This window comes from Paraburkholderia sp. BR10937 (assembly GCF_040965695.1).
In the GTDB taxonomy this organism is placed as follows: domain Bacteria; phylum Pseudomonadota; class Gammaproteobacteria; order Burkholderiales; family Burkholderiaceae; genus Paraburkholderia.
The window spans coordinates 16,399-31,293 of record NZ_JBFRCL010000072.1 but is presented as its reverse complement, the minus strand read 5'-3'; the positions used below and the strand labels follow the sequence as shown (position 1 = coordinate 31,293).

The window sequence follows — 14,895 nt, the reverse complement described above, 5'->3', positions numbered from 1 at the left end:
CGAACCCGATGCAGCACCATGAAGAAATGTTTATCGGCGCGAGAGGATTCGGTGAAAGTAAAAACCCCGCGCGCAGGCGGGGTTCGAGCGGCGATCAATGCGGCTACGGCCGCGCCAGATGCGTTCAGGAAGCCGCCTTCCCCTCGTGCAGATCCTCCGTGCTCCAGCCGCCGCCTATCGCCTGTATGAGGCCCACAGTGGCATCGAGGCGCCGCGTGTCCAGTTCCAGCGAGGCAATCTGCGTGGAGAGTTCGGTCGTTTGCGCCGTCACGACGTCGAGGTAGCTCACCACGCCGTCGCGGTAGCGCGACATCGAAAGCGTGAGAGTGCTTTGCGCGGCGGCGAGCGCCTCATCTTCGCGCTGTGCTTCGTCGCCGAGATGGTGCAGCAGCGCGAGGTTGTCTTCGACCTGCTGGAACGCACCCAGCACCGTGGCCTTGTACTGCGCCCCGTTTTCGGCGAGCTTCGCCTGCGCGCCGCGCACGACCGCCGCACGGCGCCCGCCGTCGAAGATCGTCATCATGAGCGTGGGACCGATCGACCACATCTCGTTGGGCGCGACGATCCACGGCGAGAAGGTGTCGCTCTGGAAGCCGCCGTCGAGGCCGAGCGAAAGATCGGGGAAGAACGCGGCCTTCGCCACGCCGATCTGGGCGTTGGAGGCGGCGACGCGCCGCTCCGCCGCAGCGATGTCGGGCCGCCGCTGCAGCAGCGCCGATGGCAGTCCCGCGGGCAGATTCGGCAAGTGCGGACGGATCGTGTCCGGGGCGACGTTGAACTGCGAGGCCGGCACGCCGATGAGTGTGGCGATGGCGTGCTCGTAGAGCGCACGGCGGGCGCTCACGTCGTCGGCTGCGGCCTGCGCCGAGGCGAGCTGCGTTTTCGCGCGTGAGACGTCTAGCGACGAAGCGATGCCGCCGCGATGGCGGCTCTCGGTCAGCTCCAGCGCGTGACGATAGGCGGCGATGGTGTCGTCGAGCAGCTTCGACTGCTGGTCGAGACCGAGCAGGTCGAACCACGTGGTGGCGAGCTTCGCCTGCAGGCTCAGTTGCAGCGAAGCGATATCGGCCTCGCTGGCGACGCTCGAGGCCTCGCCTGCCTTCACCTCGTTGCGCACCTTGCCCCACAGATCGAGGTCGTAGCCGATACCCACGTCGAGCGTGTTCGAGTTGTACACGTTGGGCTGAGCCGAGCCGCGCAGCGGGCGCAGCGCCGACTGGCGCTCGCGCGACACGTTCGCCTCCGCGCCGACGGTCGGCAGCAGGGCCGAGCGCGCCTGCGCGACGAGCGCATCGGCTTCGTCGTGACGCGCGAGCGCTGCGGCGACATTCGGATTCGCCTTCGCCACCTGCGGTTCGAGCTGATTCAATACGGGGTCGTCGAACGCACGCCACCACCCGTCGCGCGGGAGCTGGTCCGCTGGGCGTGCCGTCTGCCAGTCGCCCGCTTCCTTGAAGTGCGTGGGGATGGCCGTGGCGGGCGCATGATACGTGGGCGCGAACGAGCACGCCGAGAGCAGCAGGGCCGCTGCAAGCGCAACGGCGCGCAACGTGTGCGCAGGCACGGACTGCTTAGCCATGCGCACGCTCCGGGTCGTGCATGGCCGCGGTTTGCGTCGATTGTGCACCTTGAGCGTTGGTGGCCGCGAGGCGTACGAGGTCGCCGCTCGCGAGCGAATCCGGCGGATTGTCGATCACGCGCTCGCCCGCATGCAGGCCGGAAGTGATCTCCACGCGCGTACCGAGATCGGTGCCGATGGTCACATCGCGCAACTGCACGTGCTGATGTGCGTCCGCGACGGCGACTTGCATGCCGTTTGCGCGGAAAATCAGCGCGCTTGCGGGCACGAAGAGCGCGTGTGTGTCGCCCGGCATGGCGAGATGGACTTCGGTGTACTCGCCGGGGAAGAGCAGGCCTTGCTGGTTGTCCACGGCGAGCTGCACGAGCATCGTGCCCGAAGCGGGCGAGATCGACCCGTCGGTGTCCACGAGCTTCGCGTCGAACTTCACGCCGGGGCGTTCGGGCACGGTGAGCGTGGCGTGCATGCCGGGCTTGATCGAGGCCGCGTCGCTTTGCGGCACGCTCACGTACACGCGCAACTGGCTCGCATCGGAGACGGTGAAGAGATCGGGGCCGCTGCCGCTGCCAGCGTCGATCAGCGCGCCCACGTCGGTCTTGCGTGCGGTGACGATGCCATCGAACGGGGCCGTGATGCGCTTGAACGATTCGAGCGCCTCGAGCCGCCGCACGTTGGCTTCGTTCGCCTCCACGGTGGCTTGCTTGGCGATCAGGTCGGAGGTTTTCTCGTCGGCCTCCTGCTGCGAGACCGAGTCCTGCTTGAGCATCTCGATCCAGCGCTTCGCCGTGGTGGCGGCGAGCCTTTCGTTGGCGACGGAGTTCTGCAGATCGGCGCGCGCCTGCTGAAGCTGCTGGTCGAGGTCGGGCGTGTCGATCACGCCGAGCAGTTGGCCCGCCTTCACGTGCGTGCCGATGTCGGCATACCACGCGTGCAGATAGCCGGACACGCGCGCATAGATCGGCGCGGTGATGTAGGCGGCGAGGCGCCCCGGCAGCACGAGCGGCTCCGATGCCGGGCTCGCTTGCGGCTGCACGGTGGCGACGGTGGGAATGGCCTGCGCGTCGGTCCACGTGGCGAGTTCCTGATGCGCGTGAACGCGGCTGAAGATGCCGCCGGACACGATGCCGGCCGCGACCATCAACGCGATGGCGGCAGTGGATTTCAGGTGGCGCAGCGGCTGCGGCGAGGCGATGTCGATTTCAGTAGACATGGGCTTCTCCCGATTCGAGGGCAGGTTGATCCGTGGATGATTCGTCATGCTTGCTATCGCCGTTGCGGCGGCTTTCGCTACTTTGGCCCTTGTGCACGAGGCTGAACACCACCGGCACGAACAGCAGCGTCGCGCAAGTCGCGCAGAGCAGGCCGCCGATCACGGCGCGTCCGAGCGGCGCGTTCTGCTCGCCGCCGTCGCCCATGCCGAACGCCATCGGCGCCATGCCGATGATCATGGCGAGTGCGGTCATGAGCACGGGGCGAAAGCGCGTGAAGCCCGCTTCGAGCGCGGCGTGCATGGCGTCGCCCGTGACGGTGAGACGCTCGCGCGCGAACGACACCACGAGAATGCTGTTCGCGGTCGCCACGCCCATGCAGAGAATCGCGCCGGTGAGCGCCGGCACGGAGAGCGGCGTGTGCGTGGTGAACAGCATCCAGACGATGCCCGCAAGCGCGGCGGGCAGGGCGCTCACGATCACGAACGCATCGCTCCACGAGTGGAAGTTCACGACGATCAGCAGATAGATGAGTCCCACCGCACCGGCGAGACCCAGCAGAAGACCCACAAACGCGCTGTTCATGGTCTGCACCTGGCCGCGCATCGTGAGCGTCGAACCCTTCGGCAAGTCCTTCACGGTCGCGTGAATCACCTTGTTGATCTGCGAGGAGATGGCGCCGAGATCGAGGCCCTGGGTGGTCGCATAGATGTCGTAGAGCGGCTCGATGTTGTAGTGCGAGACGACCGCGTCGCTCACGCCGCGCGTGATCGTGGCAATGCCGCCGAGAATCTGCGCACCGCCGCTCTTGCCCGTCACCGGCAGGTTCTGCAAGTCGGAGAGCGTGGTCATGCGGTACTGCGGCGTTTGCGCGACGATCGGGTAGGACACGCCATTCTTCGGATTGAGCCAGTAGGTGGGCGACACCTGGCTCGTGCCCGACAGGCTCGCTACCACGGAATTGGTCACGTCCTGCTCGGTGATGCCGAGTTCGTCGGCGCGCGAGCGGTCGACGGCAACCGTGAGTTGCGGATAAGTCGATGCCTGCTGGATGCGTGGGTCGGCAATGCCGGGAATCCGCGCGATCCTGTGCAGCAGTTCGTTCGCGTAGACCTTGTTCGCGGCCTGGTTCGGTCCGCTCACCTGCACGTCGATCGGCGCGGGCGAGCCGAAATTGAGGATCTGGCTCACGATATCGGCAGGCAGGAAGGAGAACGTCGTGCCCGGAAAGCGGCGCGGCAATTCCGTACGCAGTTCGCGCACGTACTGCGCGGTGGGTGCGTGCGACTTGGCGAGCGAGATGAGAATGTCGCCATCCTGCGGCCCGATCGTGCCGCTGTTGTTGTAAGTCAGGTTGATGCCACTGTTCGGCAGTCCGATATTGTCGATCACGCTGGTGAGCTGGTCAGGCGGAATCGCTTCACGAACGGAGTCCTCGATATGGTCGAACAAATCGGCGGTTTCCTCCACGCGCGTGCCGATGGGTGCGCGCACGTGCAGTGCGATTTCGCCGGAGTCGATATCGGGGAAGAAGTTGCGGCCAAGGAACGGCGTGAGCGCGAACGAAAGCGCGACGATCGCGAGAAAGCCCACGACGAAGGGTCGCGGGTGCGTGAGCGCGAGACCGAGTACGACGCGATAGCCCGCGCGCACGCGTTCGAAGCGACGCTCGAACGCGCGTTGAAACAGCACGAGCGGATTGCGCGTGGGGGACGCGTGGTCGTGCGCACCATGCGGTGCCATGACGGCGGCCAGTTCGCCCGAGGCGTGACCTTGCGAAGCGTGCGGTTTGAGCAGATAGCGTGCCATCATCGGCACGAAGGTGCGCGAGAGCACGAACGAAGCGATCATCGCGAAGATCACGGCTTCGGCCATCGGCACGAACAGGAAGCGCGCAATGCCGTCGAGCAGCAGCATCGGCACGAAGACGATGCAGATGCAAAGCAGCGAAACGAGCGCCGGCATGACGATTTGCGCCGCGCCGTCGAGGATCGCGCTGCGCACGTCCTTGCCCTGCTCGAGGTGCCAGTTGATGTTTTCGATCGTGACCGTCGCGTCGTCCACGAGTATGCCGACCGCGAGCGCGAGGCCACCGAGCGTCATCACGTTGAGCGTTTCGCCGCACGCGGCGAGCCCTGCGATCGCGGCGAGCACGGCGAGCGGAATCGAGGCGGCGATGATGAGCGTCGAGCGCCAGCTGCCGAGAAAGAGCAGGATCATCGCCGAGGTCAGCGCGGCCGCGATCAGGCCTTCGCGCGCCACGCCGCTGACCGCGCCCTTGACGAACACCGACTGGTCGGAGAGTGCCACGAGCTTGAGCCCCGGTGGCAAGGACTGCTCGATGAGCGGCAGCTTCGCCTTCACGCCGGCGATGATGTCGAGCGTCGAAGCCGAGCCGTTCTTCATGATGCTCATGAGCACGGCGCGGTGGCCGTCCACGCGCACGATATTGCTTTGCGGCGGATAGCCGTCGCGTACGTGGGCCACGTCGCGCATGTAGATCACCGTGCCATCCACGGTCTTGATGGGTAGCGCGTTGAGCTGATCGATCGTGAGCGGGCTGTTGTTCAGGCGTACGTTGTATTCGTAGCGGCCAATCTTCTGTGTACCGGCGGGAATGATCTGGTTCTGCTGGGCGAGCGCGGTCGCCACATCCTGCGCCGACAGTTTTTTTGCCTGCAATGCTTGCGGGTCGAGGTCGATCTGTACCTCGCGCACTTTACCGCCGTAAGGCGTGGGAATGGCGACGCCCGCGACGGAAAGGAGTTGCGGACGGATGAAGTTGGTCGCGTAGTCCGCGAGCTTCTGCTCGTCGAGCGTATTGCTCGTGAGCGCGAGCTGCAGCACCGGCACCGTGGACGCGTTGTAGTTGAGGATCTGCGGCGGCGTGGTGCCGGGCGGCATCTGCTTGAGCACCGTTTGCGAAACCGAGGTGACCTGTGCGGTGGCCGTGCGGATATCGACCGTCGGCTGGAAGAAGATCTTCACCACGCCGTAGCCGCGAAACGACTGCGACTCGATATGCGCCACGTCGTTGACGGTGGTGCCGAGCGTGCGCTCGTAGTAGCTGACGATGCGGCCCGCCATGTCGTCGGGTTGCAGCCCCGCGTAGTTCCACACGACACTGATAACGGGGATGCGGATGTCGGGAAAGATATCGGTAGGCGTGCGTAACGCCGCAAGCGGACCCGCGATCAGGATCAGGAGGGCCAGCACGATGAACGTATACGGACGGTTCAAGGCTAGCCGGACGATTTTCAGCATCAGATGGGGCTCCGTTCAGAACATCGGCGCCAAGCTGCGCGCCACGCGTGGGTGCAGCCGACGCCGGTATTGTGTCGGGCGCGTCCTAACACGCGGGAGCCAGGCAAATGAAAAAAGATTTAGCTGCGCGCCGATCTCGTGAAGCTAGCAGGAGTGCGAAATGAAACTCGACAAGGAGAGCGGCGGCAAAGTTGAGGATCGCGTCAACCGAGCAGATAACCCGAGCCGCGTATCGTGCGGATCAGTGAGGGTTGGCCGGGTGTGTCCACGCGGTTGCGCAGACGTCCCACATGCACGTCCACGAGATTGGTGCCCGGGTCGAAGCGGCCGCCCCATACGCCTTCGAAGATCATGGTGCGCGTGAGCACCTGGCCCGCATGGCGCATCATGAATTCGAGCACGCGCAGCTCGGTGGGACGCAGGCGCAGGACCTTGTCGCGGCAGCTGAGCCGGCGCTTGACGAGATCGAGTTCGAGCGGGCCCACACGCAGTACGGTTTCCGTCGTGGCGGGGCGCGTGCGCCGGCGCACCAGCGCCTCGACACGGGCGGACATCTCGTCGATCGAAAACGGCCGTGTGAGGTAGTCGTCGCAGCCGGCCCGCAGGCCCTGGATGCGTTCCTCCACACCGGTGGTCGAACTCATCACGATCACGGGCGTTTCGATCCCCACGCCGCGCATGGTCGTGACGATCGTGAGACCGTCGAGGTCGGGCAGGCGCCGCTCGAGCGCGACGACGTCATAGTCGCCCGCCATCACCATCGCAATGCCTTCGCGGCCCGAGCGGGCGACGTCGACGGTGAAGCCGGTCGAGGCGAGCGTGGGCACGACGCTGCGCTCGGTAACGGCGTCGTCTTCAATGGTTAGTATTCTGGGCATGGCTTTGCACGCGTTGTGATGAAAAGAACGGGAAGCCGCATCAGGCAACCGCGCGCAGCGGCGTCGGCGCGGACCGCGTCTGTGCTACGTTCGTGCGGAACTGTTCCACTGCGAAGTCGATGAAACTGCGGATCTTCATCGTGAGGTAATTGCGGCCGGAATAAACGATCGAGATGTGCTGCACGCCGCCGTTCACGTCGAACGCATTGAGCACGGGCAGGAGCGCACCGCGTGCGAGGTCGTCGGCGACGAGGGGCAGCGGCAGCAGTGCGATGCCCATGTCCGCGAGCGCGGCGGCGCGCACGGTGGCGTAGCCGTTGGCCGTCATCGGGCCGTTCACGTTGATGCGCTGCACGCCCTCGGCGTTCGAGAACTCCCAGTGGCGCGGCGCATCGGAAACCGCGAGCAGGCCGTGCCCGGCCAGTTCGGCGGGATCGCGCGGCATGCCGTGGCGCGCGAGCCAGGCGGGCGTGGCCACGAGCATCTCCTTGATCGAGGTGAGCGTGCGGCTCACGAGCGAGGCATTCACGCTCTGGCGGTCGGTCGCGAAGCACACGTCGAAGCCGCCTTCGATCAGGTCGATGTGCGTGTCGTACGCCGTCACGTCGAATTCCACGCGCGGATTGACCGCGCGATACGCGCCGAGCACGGCGGGCAGCCCCGAGCTTGCAAACACCGCGGGCGCGGCGATGCGCAGTACGCCGCTCGGATCGCGCGTGGCGCGCACGAGTTCCGATTCAACTTCATCGAGCTTCTCGATCACGGCGCGACAGCCATCCAGATAGAGGCGTCCCGCTTCGGTGAGCGAAAGGCTGCGCGTGGAGCGGTTCAGGAGGCGCATGTTCAGATGCGCTTCGAGCATGCCGACGCTGCGCGTGACGGCCGCGGCCGACATGCCGAGCTGCTTGCCGGCCAGGTTGAAGCTGCTCAGATCGACGACGCGCGTAAAGACGCGCATGGCTTGGAGCTGGTTCATGGGCGATAGTCCTGGGCAGACGCGCCGCCACGAGGGCGAGCGCGGGCATCGACGCCGCGCGTGGCGGCGACGTTTCATCCACGCTACGTGCGGGGTCAGACGGGAAGAATGGGTGGGCCGGCAGCGCGCCTAATTGGGCAGCGCTTGCGCATAGGCATGCGCTTCGTGCTGCGTGGCGGCTTCGTGGGCCGAGAGTGCGGCCTTGAGCCGATGCATGCTTTCGCTGGGAATGGCGAAACCCGCCCAGCCGAGGCCGGTATGGCGCAGAAACACCACGGCGCCGTCGAAGAGCGGATTGCGTTCCGTGTACCAGCACGGATCGATCTCGAGCACATACTGATGCGAGCGCAACGGTTGCTCGGGAACCGCCGGCTGCATGAGCGCGCGCAGCTTGCTGAGTTCTTCGATCAGGCCGTCCACATCGGGCGCGTCGAGCAGGGCGGCTTGACCGCTGACCTTCACGCACACCGCGTGTTGGCCGTATTCGTTGACGAGTTCGATCGACATCGGCTTTTGCATGTTGCGTTCCTCGCAGTGCTGAAACTGGAAGGCATTATCGGTGCCCAATCGGAACGCATGCTTTAAGTTGCGGCGCACTCCAGATGAAAACTAGTTTAGAAAGCGACGATTTGCTTTCCCGTCATGGCAGTATTGCGCGCAGGCCGTGTTAATCACGCGGCCCGGCGAATGGCCATCGTTTCATGCAGCGCGCCGGGCTCACTTATTCTTATACGTGCTGTTTGCGCAATTGCGGCACGTGATTATTGCGCCCGCCGACGAGAAACGCTGCGACGAAAAGCAGAATGCCGATAATCGCAACGGTTGTCGCGAACGCGCGAGCCACGTGTGCGCTGCTCGAATCCGGCCCGGCAAGCGCGAAAAATAAGCCACCGAGCAGCGCCACGGCGAGCGCGGCACTCACCTGCAAAACCGAGCTGACGAGCCCGGCGGCAAGACCGGACCAGCGTTGATCGACACATTCGACATTGCGCCTGACGAGTGCGGGCAGCGCCACGCCCTGGCCGAAGCCGATCAGAAAGAGCGATGCGTTCAGCGCGTGCAGTTGAGCATCGTGAACAAGCATGGCAGTCCAAAGTAATCCGCAACCCTCGATTGCCATGCCGGCCGCCGCCGCGCGGTGCCCGAAGTGGCGCACGATCAGCGGATTGAGCAGCGGCCCGACCAGAAAGCCGACGCCAAGGGGCAGAATACGCAATCCGACTTCGAGCGGTGCGAGCCCGAGCGCACGCTGTACGTAAATCGCGAACATCATGAAGAACGGTGCGAGCGAATAGAAGAAGAGCGTGGCAACGAGCCCGCGCACGAGACCCGGCGCGGCGAAGATGACGGGCGGCACGAGCGCATCGCGCCCGGCGGACGCGACGCGCGCCTCGTAGCGCCAGAAGATCGCGAACAGGGGCGCGGCGGCAGCGAGCAACGCCCACGTCCAGGCTGGCCAGCCGCGCTCGCGGCCTTCGATCAGCGGCACGACGAGCGCAGCCAGCGCCACGGCGAGCAAGACCATGCCGACGGGATCGAGCTTCGCGGGGTGGTCTGAGCGGCTTTCACGCACGAGCCAGTACGCCGCGGGCGCGGCCACCATCACGACGGGCAGGTTGATGAGAAATATGCTGCGCCAGCCCAGTCCGAATACATTGGCCGAGACGAGCACGCCGCCGAGCGCCTGGCCGGCGACCGAAGCGATCCCATAAGCTGTGCCAAAAAGGCTGAGCGCGAGCCCCTTCTGATGCGCCGGAAAGAGCGCGTGGATCGACGCAAGCGCCTGGGGCGCCATGACGGCCGCGGCGGCGCCTTGAAGGATGCGTCCCGTCACCAGCGCAGCGGACGAACTGGCGAACCCGCAAACGGCCGAAGCCGCCGCGAACGCGAGGATCCCCACGAGAAAGATGCGCCGCCGCCCGTACAGGTCGCCGAGCCGGCCACCGGTAATGAGAAAGATCGCGTAGGTCGCCGCATAGGCCGAGATCACCAGTTGCGCGATGGCGGCGCTTGCATGCAGGCCGGACTGCATGGACGGCAGCGCTACGTTGACGATGAAGAAGTCGAGCGGCGGCAACAGCGTGCCCATCAGCAGCACGGTCAACGCCCACCAGGTGCGTGCGCCCGCTTGCGTGGGAGATATCTCTACAGTCGAAAGGTTCGTCATGCGGCCTCCATATGGAACTAATCAGTTCCTAATTAGCCAAAAAAACTAGCGGATGGCGCTCAGCGCGATTTCAGCAATGGCATCTATCGCGTCCTCGCCGAGGTCGGTCTTGCCCAGCACACGCATGCCTTCGATCGTGCAGAGCAGGAAGCGCGCGAGATCGTCGGCATTCTGGTCGGCGGCCAGTTCGCCCGCGGCCTGGCCACGCCGGATCGCGCCGGCGAGCAGCGCCTGCATGCGCGTGAACATGTCCGTGACGCGGGCTTTCACTTCGGCATCGAAGGGCAGGCACTCGGTGGCGGCGGCTGTCACCGGGCAGCCCGCAAGCCCTTCGAGGCCGGCGGAAAAGCGCACGTAATGATGCAGCGCCTCGCGCAGCGCGGTGCGCGCCGAGGCGTGTCGCAGATTGCGCGTGAGCCGCGCGATACCGCGCTCGGTGTAGAAGTCGAGCGCCGCGAGAAAGAGCTGGTGCTTGTCGCCGAACGCCTTGTAGAGGCTGCCGCGCGAGAGCTGCGTACCCTCGATCAGATCGGGCAGCGACGTTGCGGCATAGCCGCGCGCGCGGAATACCTCGAGCGCGTTCTGCACGGCTTCCTGCTCGTCGAATTCGCGTGGACGGCCGGGGCCAGAACGGGTATCGGATTTCATGCCCACATTCTAGACCAATCGATTCCAAAATGCCGGGAAAAATTCGCTCGGTGAATCCAAACATGCATACAGGATGAATTATATGTACGCACAGAAATATCAATTGTTGATATTCGGCGTGCGTCGGTAATCTGGCCGACATACCGACCAGCCAGCCCCAGCTATGTCCCGCATCGCGCTCATCGAATGGTTGACGAGTTTCGTGCCCAACCCGGCCGCGCCGCAATGGCGCGAGCGGGGGCGGCGCTGTGCCGGAGCGTTGATCGGCATCGCGTTCACGGGACTCGCAACCCACGTGATGTTCGGCGCGGCGGGCGATATCCCGCTGCTCGTGGCACCCATGGGCGCTTCCGCGGTGCTGCTGTTCGGCGCGTCGGACAGCCCGCTTGCGCAGCCGTGGTCGATTCTTGGCGGCAACTTTGTCTCCGCGCTGGTGGGCGTGGCGTGCGCCCATTGGATCGCGTCGCCGGTTGCGGCGGCTTCCGTGGCGGTGGCGCTCGCCATCTGCACGATGTTCCTGTGCCGCTGCGTGCATCCGCCTTCAGGTGCGGTCGCGCTGACCGCCGTGCTCGGCGGCCCCGCTGTGCATGCGCTCGGCTTTCACTTCGTGCTCGCGCCGATCGTGTTCCAGTCCTTTGCGCTGCTCAGTGCGGCGCTCGCCTTCCACGCGCTGACCGGGCACCGCTATCCGCGCGCCGCGTTTCGTCCCACGCCGGAAGCCGCTGCCGCGCCGCTTGCCGCGCTCTCGCAACATCTGCTCGAGCCGTTGGATTTTCCGCAAAAGTCGTTCGAACAACTAACTTGCGAGGAAATCATGTCGGTTGGCTGTCCCGCCGTGCCCGCAACAATGGGCGCGCGGGCGGCGCACGAGATGTTCCGCCGCCACGGTGCTTCGACGCTGCCCGTCGTCGACGCCATGGATCGCGTGGTCGGCGTCGTCACGCATCATGCGCTCGGCGACCTTGCGCCGGCGGCGGGCCTCAAGCGCATCTGGAGTGCGCTGCGCCGCGCGGTGCTGCGCGAGTCGGCGCGCGTGGAAGAAACGGTCGAAGCCGTGATGGCGGCCGGCGTGCACGCGGTTCATCGGGCCACGCCGCTTGCGCATCTGGTGCCGATCTTCATCGAGCACGCCTACCACGACATTCCGGTGATGGACGACGCGCGTCGGCTGGTTGGCGTGGTCAGGCATTCGGACATGATCCGCTGGCTCCATCACCACGCGGGCGCCGCCCAGGCCGCCGGCGGAGCAGCCTGAACCAGGCGCCTGGCCGCGTCACACCACGAACAGCAACACCGCGAACACCGCATAGAGCCAGCCGACATGTGTGAGCTGACGGCTACGCACCTTCGGCGCGCGAAACGCCCATTGCAGGATCAGGATGGCGATCATGGTCGTCACGGCCGCGAGAATCGAAGGCGTGCCGAGATGCCACGGCGTGAAGAAGAGGCCGAACGCCGTAGGAATGGTGGCCTGAATCATCATCGCGCCGCTGATGTTCGCCAACGCCAGCCGCTCCTTGCCCTGGCGTACCCAGATGATCGCGTTCATGATCTCGGGCAGCTCGGTGGCGATCGGGCTGAACAACACGGCGGTCAACTGCGGGCTCAGGCCAAGCCACGGTCCCACGGCACCGATCTGCTGCACGAACAAATGCGAGGCCGCGAAGATCACCGCGAGCGCGCCCAGCGTCTGCAGCAGAATCCACACCATGGCGGGATTGTCGTCGTGCGGGCGCAGCTTCAGCGGCTCGAGATCGCCTTCCACTTCGCCGCTATCTTCAGCGGAAAGCTCCTTCCAGCAGTAGAACGCGTAGGCCGCGAGAAACGCAATCCCCAGCAACGGCTTGAAGCTGAACACCACGAGCCCGAGCGCGATCTTCGCGACGAAGATCGCGAGGAACCAGAGCTGGTCGCGGCGCAGACGGCGCGTATTGACGTCGACAGTGGCCGCGCGCTCGCGGCCCACGCGCTTCGCTGTCGCAAGCAGAGCGAAGCCCACTACGGCATAGGCGATCGTGCTTAGCGCGAGCGGCCCGCCAATCGCGGCGCCTATGCCAATTTCCTTGTGTGCGGGATCGCCGCCGAAAGCGACGGCGACGAGCGTGACCACGCTCTCGGGCAGCGCCGTGCCAAATGCGGCGAGGATCGTGCCGGTAGCGGTTTGCGTGACCTTGAGCTTGTGGCCGAGCCACTCGACGCTATTGACGAAGGTCTCGCAGGACAAGTAGATGATGCCGGCCGCGGCAATGAGCAAGGCGAACGTCAAGATCATGACGAACGCTCCGTGGCGCAAATGAGGAGTTGATGCGGGGCGAGACGAGTCATTGTTATTGCCGTGATGTGCGAGCCGGGCACCGAAACCATGACGCTTCCCTTCGCCCGGCCCGGGTGAAAGGGAAAACGTCATAGGTCTCGTCAGGCCGCGCTATTGCAGCGATTCGCTGCAATGATCCGCAATACGGCTGCCGGCGCCATGGTGCAGGGGCACCAATTATGTTGACGGCGGCGCAACGCCAAAGCAGGCGTCGCAGACTACTCCCCTAAGACAGGGGGCGATTATAGCCGAAGTTCATGGCGGCGAGCGATTTCCTGCGCGCGCGCCTCGCGCGCCTCGCGCAACGCGAATCAGAATTTGTGACGCAGCCCGACCATGACCATCGCCTGCTTGTCGTTGCTCGCATCGTTGCCGAAGTCGCCGAACGAGGCGACTGCGTTGACGAGCTCGCCCGTGTCCGCATCGATCGTCTTGCCCGACGCCTTCTGGTAGCCCGCGAGCGCGTAGATATCAGTGCGCTTCGAGAGGAAGTAGTCGCCGCCCAGGCTGAACTGGTTGTAGCTCGCGTCCACGCCGTTGCCGTGCCCCTTGGTGTAGTTGTAGCCGAAGCCCACGAGCGCGACCGGCGTGACCTGATAGTTGATGAAGGCCTGGCCCGTGTTGAACTTCGTGCTGCCGTTCGCGCCGTACGCGCTCTGGTAGTTCGCGTACTCGACATTGCTGTACGCGAGGCCCGCCGTCACCGGCCCATACGCGTAGTCGCCGGCCGCGCGAATGATCTGCAGCGAATTCGCGGAGACGAAGCCGCCCGTGATGGCGGCGGAATCCACGTTGACGTCGGTGTTCGGATTCAGGCCGTCGAACGTCGCGGCCGTGCCGCCGTTGCTGTTGGCCTTGAAATAGCCCGCGCCGAAACCGAACGGACCATGGTTGTACGCGGCCGCCACGGCCCACGTCTGGCCCGCGCCGGTGCTGCCAGGCTGGCCGCCGAACGCGTACATCGCGCTCATCTGCAAGCCGCCGAAGTAGGGGCTCGCATACTTGATCGAGTTGCTGGTGCGGTAGCTGTTGTCGTAGTTGTCCATGTCGCCGGGCGTGGCGAACGCGGAGCCGAATGCGCCGTCGTTGGTGAGCGGCTGCAGCAGGTCGATGAGCGGGTCGTACTGGCGGCCGAGCGTGACGCTGCCCGCGGTGCTCGAATTGAGGCCGACCATGGCCGTGCGGCCGAACAGGCGGCCGCCCTGGCCCTGCTTGCCGTTGTCGATGTTGAAACCGCTTTCGAGCTTGAAGATCGCCGAGAGGCCGTTGCCGAGGTCCTCGGTGCCGCGCAGGCCCCAGAGATTCGGCGACATGTTGCCGGACATCATCTGGAACGTCCCGCCCGAGCCGTTCTTGCCTTGCTGGTTGCCGAACCAGGCAACGGAGGTGTCGAGCGAGCCGTAGAGTGTCACGCTGCTTTGCGCGTGCGCGATGGAGGCAAACGATGCCAGTGTGAGGGCGGCGGCGAGAGCGGTTGTTTTCATTGAATGGTCTTCGTTGATGAGTGGCATGGGTGAGAATGAAATCGCGGCGCGCGAAGGCACTAAGACACGGCGTTGCAGACGGCCCCGAAATTCAGGGGCGATTATGCGTAACGCCTTCCGTGGACGAATTTGAAAAACGGAAAGACTGAGTTTCAGAAGACGCATGAGCGCGAATGCGCGGCCAGTGCGGCTTCACAAGGCCGTGACCGGTGCTGGCGTTGTTTTTTTCGCGGCGCATTTTCATAATTGATAAGAATGACTAAGTGAATATTGCGGCCGATATTTGCACGTGAGCGGTTAAACATTTCTTCATTTTCGTGCGGATGTTTGGCGAAAGTCGCGCTTCTATCCTTGCCTCACGAGTCGCAACCTGATTC

At 65.0% G+C, this 14,895-nt stretch carries 11 protein-coding genes; 1 reads left to right on the top strand and 10 read right to left on the bottom strand.

What is annotated here, in order from left to right; all coding sequences use genetic code 11:
• Nucleotides 1-124: 124 nt before the first annotated feature.
• The 8 genes from AB4Y44_RS37115 to AB4Y44_RS37080 form a co-directional block, all read right to left on the bottom strand.
• Nucleotides 125-1,579 (bottom strand): efflux transporter outer membrane subunit, encoded by a 1,455-nt coding sequence (locus AB4Y44_RS37115; protein WP_368702280.1) that lies wholly within the window; start codon nt 1,577-1,579, stop codon nt 125-127.
• On the bottom strand, nt 1,572-2,789 hold the full coding sequence (locus tag AB4Y44_RS37110) for an efflux RND transporter periplasmic adaptor subunit (RefSeq protein WP_368702279.1): 1,218 nt from the start codon (nt 2,787-2,789) through the stop codon (nt 1,572-1,574). Before AB4Y44_RS37110 ends, AB4Y44_RS37115 begins: the two co-directional genes overlap by 8 nt.
• Entirely contained in the window at nt 2,779-6,051 is a 3,273-nt protein-coding gene (locus tag AB4Y44_RS37105; RefSeq protein ID WP_368702278.1) for an efflux RND transporter permease subunit, read from the bottom strand. The genes AB4Y44_RS37110 and AB4Y44_RS37105 overlap by 11 nt, the downstream gene beginning before the upstream one ends.
• Before the next feature lie 203 nt (nt 6,052-6,254).
• Nucleotides 6,255-6,929 (bottom strand): response regulator transcription factor, encoded by a 675-nt coding sequence (locus AB4Y44_RS37100; protein ID WP_042267308.1) that lies wholly within the window; start codon nt 6,927-6,929, stop codon nt 6,255-6,257.
• A gap of 40 nt (nt 6,930-6,969) precedes the next feature.
• Entirely contained in the window at nt 6,970-7,905 is a 936-nt protein-coding gene (locus tag AB4Y44_RS37095) for a LysR family transcriptional regulator (protein ID WP_368702277.1), read from the bottom strand.
• Between the two features lie 129 nt (nt 7,906-8,034).
• A complete protein-coding gene (locus AB4Y44_RS37090) occupies nt 8,035-8,424 on the bottom strand; it encodes a hypothetical protein (protein ID WP_342924952.1) in 390 nt (129 codons plus the stop codon).
• A 208-nt stretch (nt 8,425-8,632) separates the two neighbouring features.
• Entirely contained in the window at nt 8,633-10,072 is a 1,440-nt protein-coding gene (locus tag AB4Y44_RS37085) for an MFS transporter (RefSeq protein WP_368702276.1), read from the bottom strand.
• 45 nt (nt 10,073-10,117) lie between these two features.
• Nucleotides 10,118-10,720 carry a TetR/AcrR family transcriptional regulator gene (locus tag AB4Y44_RS37080; protein ID WP_368702275.1) on the bottom strand — a complete coding sequence of 201 codons (603 nt, stop codon included), beginning with the start codon at nt 10,718-10,720 and terminating at the stop codon, nt 10,118-10,120.
• A 163-nt stretch (nt 10,721-10,883) separates the two neighbouring features.
• Here AB4Y44_RS37080 and AB4Y44_RS37075 point away from each other — a divergent pair, with 163 nt between their 5' ends.
• A complete protein-coding gene (locus tag AB4Y44_RS37075) occupies nt 10,884-11,975 on the top strand; it encodes an HPP family protein (RefSeq protein WP_368702274.1) in 1,092 nt (363 codons plus the stop codon).
• A gap of 18 nt (nt 11,976-11,993) precedes the next feature.
• On the opposite strand, the gene AB4Y44_RS37070 is transcribed toward AB4Y44_RS37075, so the two are convergent.
• Both AB4Y44_RS37070 and AB4Y44_RS37065 read right to left on the bottom strand, forming a co-directional pair.
• Complete coding sequence (locus AB4Y44_RS37070; RefSeq protein ID WP_342924948.1) at nt 11,994-12,992, bottom strand: sodium:calcium antiporter; 999 nt, start codon at nt 12,990-12,992, stop codon at nt 11,994-11,996.
• 353 nt (nt 12,993-13,345) lie between these two features.
• Entirely contained in the window at nt 13,346-14,518 is a 1,173-nt protein-coding gene (locus AB4Y44_RS37065; protein ID WP_368702273.1) for a porin, read from the bottom strand.
• Nucleotides 14,519-14,895 lie beyond the last annotated feature (377 nt).

Coding starts and splice junctions, on each gene's coding strand:
- AB4Y44_RS37115 (WP_368702280.1), bottom strand. CDS start 1,579: ATGGCTAAGCAGTCCGTGCCTGCGCACACGTTGCGCGCCGTTGCGCTT.
- AB4Y44_RS37110 (WP_368702279.1), bottom strand. CDS start 2,789: ATGTCTACTGAAATCGACATCGCCTCGCCGCAGCCGCTGCGCCACCTG.
- AB4Y44_RS37105 (WP_368702278.1), bottom strand. CDS start 6,051: ATGCTGAAAATCGTCCGGCTAGCCTTGAACCGTCCGTATACGTTCATC.
- AB4Y44_RS37100 (WP_042267308.1), bottom strand. CDS start 6,929: ATGCCCAGAATACTAACCATTGAAGACGACGCCGTTACCGAGCGCAGC.
- AB4Y44_RS37095 (WP_368702277.1), bottom strand. CDS start 7,905: ATGAACCAGCTCCAAGCCATGCGCGTCTTTACGCGCGTCGTCGATCTG.
- AB4Y44_RS37090 (WP_342924952.1), bottom strand. CDS start 8,424: ATGCAAAAGCCGATGTCGATCGAACTCGTCAACGAATACGGCCAACAC.
- AB4Y44_RS37085 (WP_368702276.1), bottom strand. CDS start 10,072: ATGACGAACCTTTCGACTGTAGAGATATCTCCCACGCAAGCGGGCGCA.
- AB4Y44_RS37080 (WP_368702275.1), bottom strand. CDS start 10,720: ATGAAATCCGATACCCGTTCTGGCCCCGGCCGTCCACGCGAATTCGAC.
- AB4Y44_RS37075 (WP_368702274.1), top strand. CDS start 10,884: ATGTCCCGCATCGCGCTCATCGAATGGTTGACGAGTTTCGTGCCCAAC.
- AB4Y44_RS37070 (WP_342924948.1), bottom strand. CDS start 12,992: ATGATCTTGACGTTCGCCTTGCTCATTGCCGCGGCCGGCATCATCTAC.
- AB4Y44_RS37065 (WP_368702273.1), bottom strand. CDS start 14,518: ATGAAAACAACCGCTCTCGCCGCCGCCCTCACACTGGCATCGTTTGCC.